Source organism: Methanooceanicella nereidis (assembly GCF_021023085.1).
Classification (GTDB): domain Archaea; phylum Halobacteriota; class Methanocellia; order Methanocellales; family Methanocellaceae; genus Methanooceanicella; species Methanooceanicella nereidis.
In genome coordinates, this window is record NZ_PGCK01000034.1 from 1 (window position 1) to 1,020 (window position 1,020).

Below are 1,020 nucleotides of genomic sequence, written 5' to 3' on the forward strand. Positions count from 1 at the left end.
ATTCAGAAAATACTCGAAGCCACTGGCCTGATGCAGATCAAGGCTGATATTGAGGGTGGTAAGAAATGATGAAGTCTTCACTTTACTTAGGATGTATCGCACCGAACAGATATCCGGGCATTGAGGCAGCGACTATCAAGACCTCGAAGAATCTTGGTCTTGAGCTGGTGGAGCTTAATGGAGCTTCCTGCTGTCCCGCGCCGGGAGCATTCGGTTCCATGGACGTGCTCACCTGGGAAGCCTTGGCTGCCAGGAACGTCTGCCTGTCTGAACAGATGGGACTCGACTGCACCGTAGTATGCAACGGCTGCTACAAGTCGCTGTACGACACCAACGACAAACTCAAACACAACCCCGCCGAAAAGGCAAAAGTCAACGAACTGTTAAAGCTCGCAGGCATGGAATTCCAGGGATCCATAGAAGTCAGACACATCGCAGAACAACTCTACAACGATGTGGGCCTGAAAGCCATCAGGGACAGTGTTGTGACACCCTTGAACGGTATCAAGGTTGGTATCCACTATGGTTGCCACATGCTCAGGCCCGCGAGGGAGAGGCATTTCGAGGGTTCGTCGTTCTCTTCTGAGAAGCCGACTTTCCTTGATGAGATGGTAGAGGCGCTCGGAGCAAGAAGCGTTGAGTACAAAGAGAAGATGATGTGCTGCGGAGCCGGCGGAGGCGTTCGCGGATACAAGATCGAGTACGCGCTCGACATGACCAACGAGAAGCTCAGGAACATGGCTGAGATGGGCGTTGACTGTGTCGTTGATGTGTGTCCGTTCTGTCACCTTCAGTTTGACCGTGGTCAGCTTGAGATCGCTGAGAAGTTCGGTGACAAGTATGACATTCCTGTGCTGCATTATGCACAGCTGTTAGGTCTTGCGCAGGGTATGAGCCCTGAGGAACTCGGTCTGGATGCGCACGTTATCAAGGTAGACGCATTACTTGACAAAATTGTATGAGGGATGAAAATATGGCAAACGGTAAAGAAAATAGAGTCGGGGTCTTCATCTGTCACTG

1 protein-coding gene is annotated in these 1,020 nt (G+C 51.3%); it reads left to right on the forward strand.

Going from position 1 to position 1,020, the window contains the following annotated elements; all coding sequences use genetic code 11:
* Positions 1–65: 65 nt before the first annotated feature.
* Positions 66–962 carry a CoB--CoM heterodisulfide reductase subunit B gene (gene hdrB, locus CUJ83_RS15565; RefSeq protein WP_369424451.1) on the forward strand — a complete coding sequence of 299 codons (897 nt, stop codon included), beginning with the start codon at positions 66–68 and terminating at the stop codon, positions 960–962.
* Positions 963–1,020: the final 58 nt, after the last annotated feature.

Bases quoted from the DNA above. Each gene is read 5' to 3' on its own strand.
- hdrB (WP_369424451.1), top strand. From the start codon at position 66: ATGATGAAGTCTTCACTTTACTTAGGATGTATCGCACCGAACAGATAT.